The sequence below is a fragment of the Aeromonas sp. QDB63 genome, assembly GCF_027707425.1.
Taxonomy (GTDB): domain Bacteria; phylum Pseudomonadota; class Gammaproteobacteria; order Enterobacterales; family Aeromonadaceae; genus Aeromonas; species Aeromonas caviae.
Genome location: NZ_JAPCIS010000063.1, coordinates 1 through 5,962 on the forward strand (window position 1 = coordinate 1; position 5,962 = coordinate 5,962).

Annotated in this window: 6 protein-coding genes; 2 read left to right on the top strand and 4 right to left on the bottom strand. The window is 62.9% G+C overall.

Annotated features, from left to right (window positions below; all coding sequences use genetic code 11):
- Nucleotides 1-187: 187 nt before the first annotated feature.
- Nucleotides 188-787 carry an FMN-dependent NADH-azoreductase gene (locus tag PG879_RS20245; RefSeq protein ID WP_128313887.1) on the bottom strand — a complete coding sequence of 200 codons (600 nt, stop codon included), beginning with the start codon at nt 785-787 and terminating at the stop codon, nt 188-190.
- 109 nt (nt 788-896) lie between these two features.
- On the opposite strand from PG879_RS20245, the gene PG879_RS20250 reads away from it, so the two are divergent.
- The gene (locus PG879_RS20250; RefSeq protein ID WP_109113176.1) at nt 897-1,826 is read left to right on the top strand and encodes a LysR family transcriptional regulator; all 930 of its coding nucleotides are present in this window, start codon (nt 897-899) and stop codon (nt 1,824-1,826) included.
- Between the two features lie 50 nt (nt 1,827-1,876).
- Here PG879_RS20250 and PG879_RS20255 read toward each other — a convergent pair whose 3' ends face one another.
- From PG879_RS20255 to PG879_RS20265, 3 genes are read right to left on the bottom strand one after another with little or no spacing between them, the layout of a single operon-like run.
- Nucleotides 1,877-2,731: a 23S rRNA (adenine(2030)-N(6))-methyltransferase RlmJ gene (locus PG879_RS20255; protein WP_109113305.1), complete on the bottom strand. Its 855-nt coding sequence runs from the start codon at nt 2,729-2,731 to the stop codon at nt 1,877-1,879.
- Nucleotides 2,725-3,186, bottom strand: a complete 462-nt coding sequence (locus PG879_RS20260; protein WP_039040190.1) for a DUF2390 domain-containing protein — start codon at nt 3,184-3,186, stop codon at nt 2,725-2,727. The genes PG879_RS20255 and PG879_RS20260 overlap by 7 nt, the downstream gene beginning before the upstream one ends.
- The gene (locus tag PG879_RS20265) at nt 3,179-5,089 is read right to left on the bottom strand and encodes an ABC transporter ATP-binding protein (RefSeq protein WP_109113227.1); all 1,911 of its coding nucleotides are present in this window, start codon (nt 5,087-5,089) and stop codon (nt 3,179-3,181) included. Before PG879_RS20265 ends, PG879_RS20260 begins: the two co-directional genes overlap by 8 nt.
- 147 nt (nt 5,090-5,236) lie before the next feature.
- Between PG879_RS20265 and PG879_RS20270 the strand changes: the two genes are divergently transcribed.
- Entirely contained in the window at nt 5,237-5,647 is a 411-nt protein-coding gene (locus tag PG879_RS20270) for a CBS domain-containing protein (protein ID WP_010675511.1), read from the top strand.
- Nucleotides 5,648-5,962 lie beyond the last annotated feature (315 nt).

A 5,962-nucleotide genomic window follows, 5' to 3' on the forward strand; every position in this document is an offset into this window, starting at 1 on the left:
GATACCGTGTCTCCTTTCCCGGGGAATGGCTATGGCACAGCGAAGGTGTAGCACTATTGGGATCAGTTATTTAGTCTCTTCAGCCGCCACTGCCGCAGTCATAGAAAAGCCCCTTGGGGGGCTTTTTTACTTGGAATGTCCCGCGCAGCAGGCGGCCGGTTGGAAGGGGCAAGATCGGGTGATGGCCCTACCTGCCGAGGCCAGCGATCCGAGCATGGGCTTCGCGCATTCCCTGTTCCGCCCCGTGGGGGCGCAGATCCATTCCCTCTGCGTAGACGAATTCCACCTCCGTGATGCCCATCAGGCCGAGCACGGATTGGAGGTAGGGGGTGACCGCATCTGTCGTCTGTCCCTGATGCACGCCGCCGCGGCTGCTGAACACCAGGGCGTTGACCCCTTCCACCAGCCCCATGGGGTAGGTGTCGGTGTAACGGAAAGTCACCCCGGCCCGTGCCACCAGATCGAACCAGTTCTTGAGGGGGGTCGGTACATTGAGGTTGTACATGGGGGCGCCGATCAGCAGCAGGTCGGCGGCCTTGAGTTCGGCAATCAGCCGATCCGACAGCGCCACCGCCTGCCGGATGGCCTCATTGGCCGGTTCAGCCCCCCGCAGGGCGTGAAACAACGGGCTGTCGAGGGCGGGCAAGTCGAGGGCGGTCAGATCACGCACCACCACCTGGTCCTGATGGCCCTGCTCCCGGCGTGTTTGCAGGAAGCGCTCCATCAACTGGTTGGTGCGGGATGCGGGGCCGTTGAGGCTGGATTGCAGCAGCAGGATCTGGCTCATGAGGGAAACTCCATCTGAAACGTGTGAAGAATGAAGGGAGCTTACCAGTCATTTTTTTCCGCAGTGCTGATAGAATTTCGCCATATTGGTTCCAAAAGGTATGCAATAGATGGCAAACACGCTCAACGGCATCGATCTCTTCGCCACCGTGGTGGAGGCGGGGAGTTTCGCCCAGGCGGCGGAGCGGCTTCACCTCACCCGCTCGGCGGTGGGCAAGGGGGTGGCGCGGCTGGAGCTGCGTCTCGGCGTGCAACTGTTTCATCGCACTACCCGCAGCCAGAGCCTGACCGAGGAGGGTGCGCTCTTCTATCGCCACTGCCTGCGGGCGCTGGAGGAGGTGCGTCTTGGGGAAACGGCGCTGGCCAGCAACAAGCTCATCCTCAACGGCAGATTGAAGGTCTCCATGCCGGTGCTGTTCGGCCAGCAGTGCGTGGCCCCCATTTTGCTGGCGCTGGCGAAGGCGCATCCCGGGCTGGCCCTGGAGCTGTCGTTCAGCGATCGCAAGGTGGATCTGGTGGAGGAGGGGATGGATCTGGTGATCCGCAACGCAGAGCCGCCGGACAGCCTGGATCTGGCGGCGCGCAGGCTCGGGGAGCACGGCATGACGCTTTGCGCCTCGCCCGCCTATCTGGCCGAGCGGGGGGAACCTGTGACCCTGGCCGAGTTACCGGAGCACGAGTGCATTGCCTATCTGCGCCAGGGGCGGGTGCTGTCGTGGTGGTGGCAGGAGGCCGAGGCATGGCGCGAGGTCCAGCCCAGAGGGCGGTTGCAGATGGACGATCTCAACGCCATCACCCAGGCAGCCATCGCGGGCTTTGGTCTCGCCTGGCTGCCGACCTGGCTGGCACGCCCGCACCTTGAACGGGGCGAGCTGCGCGAAGTGCTGGGTGCGCTCAAGGGCAGGAGCTATCCCATCAACGCCCTCTGGCCCCACAGCCCGCACTTGCCGCTCAAGACCAGAATGGCCATCGACTGGTTGGCGAGCCGCCTGCCCGAGCAGCTGGCCAGCGTGAACGTGCCGGGTCATCAGCCCCAATGAAAAAGGGCCTGCTGTGACAGGCCCTTTTTCATTTTCTGTGGTTCCGAGGGTCAGGCCTCGGCCTTGTTCAGCCACTCCACCCTGTACTGGGCGCCGGCGCCCTGGGCCAGCTTGGCGCACAAGGGTTTCAAGAAGGCCTCGATCTGCTCGTCCAGCATCCAGGGGGGGCTGACGATGAGCATGCCGGAGCCGTTCATGCCCCAATCGCTGGTCTGGCCGGCCACTTCCAGCTCGGCCACCAGGACGTTGCCGAAGTTCTCCCGCTTGATCGCTTTGAGCATGTCGCGGGACTTGTCCGCCTCTTGCCCGAGGATGGGATACCAGAGGGCGTAGATGCCGGTGGCCCAGCGCTTTTGCGCTTTTTTAAGGGTATCGACCACGGCGAAGTAATCTTCCTTCAGCTCATAGGGGGGGTCGATGAGCACCAGGCCGCGGCGCGGGGTGGGGGGCAGCAGGGCCACCAGCCCCTCGAAGCCGTCGCGATGGTGGACGGCGACGCGGGGGTCGTACCCCATGTTGGCGCGAAGATCCTCCACCTCGTTGTTGTGCAGCTCCATCAGCGCCAGCTTGTCCTGATCGCGGATAAGGCGGCGGGACAGCTCCGGCGAGCCGGGGTAGTAGTGCAGCTGGCCATCGCTGTTCATTTCCTCGATGACACCCAGATAGGGGGCCATGGCAGACCACTGGGCCCGCTCATCCCACAGGCGTTTGATCCCGTCGGCGTATTCCGCTTTCTTCTGGGACCAGTCGCCGCGCAGGTCGTAGAGACCGCCACCGGCATGGGTGTCCAGCACGATGAAGGGTTTCTCCTTCTTCTTGAGGGACTCGATGATCAGGGCCTGGACGGCGTGTTTGAGCACATCGGCGTGGTTGCCGGCGTGAAAGGCGTGGCGGTAGCTCAGCATATGAGATCTCTGAGGGGGCCCTGCTGGGCACCCAGTAACGATAGATAGTGAAACAGGTTGCGGCTGTCGCCGCGAAACAGGGCGAGGGTGCGCAGGGTCTGCAACAAGACCCCCTGTTGCAGCCGCTCCAGCTCCAGTTCGTGGGCCAGCATGGTCTGGTACTCCTCGGCCCCCACCCGTGACTTGGCCTGCTGGCGCAGGGTGCGCCAGGGGAGTAGCACCGCCTCGGTCTGTACCAGGGCCGGTTGCAAGTCAGTGAGGTCGACCGGGATCCGGAGCAGGTCGAGGTGGTGCAGCAGGAGCGCCAGGTTGACGTTGCCCCCCATGCTTTGCACGTGGAGCCAGTCCTGGCTGCGCTGGCCATAGGCGCCTGTGCTCCATGTCCAGAACTCGGAAGGGGTGGGCAGGGCGTCGGGGCTGACCCGCTCGCTGGCCATCAAGGCTTCATCACGCAAAGAAGGCCTGCTCCATGGTTTCCAGCTCTTCAGAGAGGCTCATCCACTCCAGCTCGACGTGCTCCAGCTCCTCCTTGAGGGGGACCTGGGACTTGAGCAGCTCGGAGAGCTTGCCCTTGGCGCTCTCTTCATAGATGGCGGGATCGGCGAGCTGCTCTTCCACCGCGGCCAGCTTGGCCTGCAGCTTCTCCATGCTGGTTTCGAGCTTCTCCAGCTTCTGGCGCAGCGGCCGGGTCGCTTGCCGGAACTGGGCTTCGAGGCGCTTCTGATCCTTGCGCGCCACCGCCGAGTTGGCGGAGACAGTGCCATCTGCCGGCTTGGCATTGGCCTCTTTCTCCTGCTCGCCGAGCCACTTGTGGTAGTCGTCGAGATCCCCATCGAAGGGCTCGACCCGGCCGCCGTGGACCAGATAGAAGTCATCCGTGGTGGTGCGCAGCAGGTGACGGTCGTGAGAAACCACCACCATGGCCCCCTCGAACCCTTGCAGGGCCATGGTCAGGGCGTGGCGCATCTCCAGATCCAGGTGGTTGGTCGGTTCATCCAGGAGCAGCAGGTTGGGCTTTTGCCAGGTGATGAGAGCCAGCACCAGACGCGCTTTCTCACCGCCGGAGAAGGGGGCCACCTTGTCGAGTACCTTGTCGCCGTGAAAACCGAAGCTGCCGAGGTAGTTGCGAAGCTCCTGCTCGGTCTTGTCCGGGGCCAGGCGCACCAGGTGATCGAGTGGGCTGTCATCAAGGCGCAGAGTCTCGAGCTGATGCTGGGCGAAGTAGCCGATGCTCACCCCGGCGCTCACCTCCAGCTTGCCGGAGAGGGGCGGGTTGGAGCCCGACAGCATCTTGATGAAGGTGGACTTGCCCGCGCCGTTGCGACCGAGCAGGCCGATGCGCGACCCCGGCACCAGGTTGAGCTTGATCTTCTCCAGGATCACCTTGTCGCCGTAACCGGCGCTGAGGTTCTCCATGGCGATGAGCGGGGTCGGCAGAGCGGAGGGCTCGCGAAACTCGAAGCTGAACTCGGAGTCGGCGTGGGCGGGCAGGATCTTCTCCATCCGCTCCATGGCTTTGAGCCGGCTTTGGGCCTGACGGGCCTTGGAGGCCTTGTAGCGGAAGCGGTCCACATAGGATTGCATGTGGGCCATCTCCCGTTGCTGCTTCTCGTACATGGACTGCTGCTGGGCCAGGTGCTCGGCCCGTTGCAGTTCGAAGTCGGAGTAGCCGCCGCTGTATTCGTTGAGCTTGCCGTTCTCGATATGGATGATGCGATTCACCACGGAATCGAGGAAGTCGCGGTCGTGAGAAATGAGCACCAGCGTGCCCTGATAGCCCTTGAGCCACTTCTCCAGCCAGATGACGGCGTCGAGATCCAGGTGGTTGGTCGGTTCATCCAGCAGCAGCAGATCGGAGCGGCAGAGCAGCGCCTGGGCCAGGTTCAGGCGCATACGCCAGCCACCGGAGAAGCTTCTGACCGGCGAGTCGAGCTGATCGCCGCCAAAACCCAGACCGTGCAGCAGCTCGGCGGCACGGGCGCGAATGCTGTAGGCACCTATGGTATCGAGCTTGCCGTGCAGCTCGGCCACCAGCAGACCGTTGTCATCCGCCTCGGCCCGGGCGAGCTCGCCCTCCAGGGCGCGGAACTCCTTGTCGCCGTCGATCACGTACTCCAGGGCGGAGCAGTCCAGCGCCGGGGTCTCCTGGGCCACGCCGGCAATCTGCCAGCCGGCGGGCAGGCTGAAGCTGCCGTTGTCGATGGCCAGCTCGCCCCGCACCAGCGCAAAGAAGGTGGACTTGCCACAGCCGTTCTTGCCCACCAGGCCCACCTTGTGGCCGGGGTGTATGGTGGCGGACGCGTTGTCCAGCAGCGTGCGGCCGCCGCGGATCAGTTCGATTTGACTGGCAACTATCATGGATGGGTCTGCTTGGCTCGATTGAAGGAGAGAAACTGGCGCGGATCTTACGTGAAATGACACAAATTTGCACTTGAGGGCGGGGGGGATGGCTGCCGCCGGAAAAACGTGTCATAACAGAGACATCTGGGGGGCAGGAGGCTGACCATGTTGATTAAAGAGATCATGACGACCCGGGTCGCGACCGTTTCCATGGATGACAGGCTGAGCGTCATCAAGGAGATCTTCGAGCAGGCCCATTTCCGCCACCTTCTGGTGGTGGAAGAAGAGGAGCTGGTGGGGGTCATCTCGGACCGGGATCTGCTGCGTGCCATCAGCCCCTATCTGGACACGGATGCCGAGATGAACCGGGACACCGAGACCCTCAACCGGCGCGCCCACCAGATCATGAGCCGTGAACCCATCACCGTCTCCCCCGAACGCTCCCTGAAAGAGGCCGCCGGCCTCATGCTGGAGCACCAGATCTCCTGCCTGCCTGTGCTGGAAAACGGCGCCCTGGTGGGCATAGTGAGCTGGAAGGACCTGCTGAGGGTCATGCGCGGCTGGCAGCCGGTCTGACGGGGCGGGGAAGGTGTGCGGGGAGCCCGTGTCGCCCGGCAGGGCTTCCCTGCTTCTCGCCTTGTCGAAGTATTAAACTGCATTAATCAAATATTTCAGTTCACTTATGTTGTAAAAGTGATTTTTGTGGTCATAAATTCTATCGATGTCATTTCATGTGACACTATATGTCGCGGCGTCAGCTCGAATTGACGCTTTTATAATTAATCGTTCGCCGCTTCAGTTCCCATCTTAAATACGAAAGGGGACTCCCTCCGACGTAGGTGGGAGGGGAATTTCGCCGGGGCGTCAGCCCCGCTGGTTTTGAATGTATTG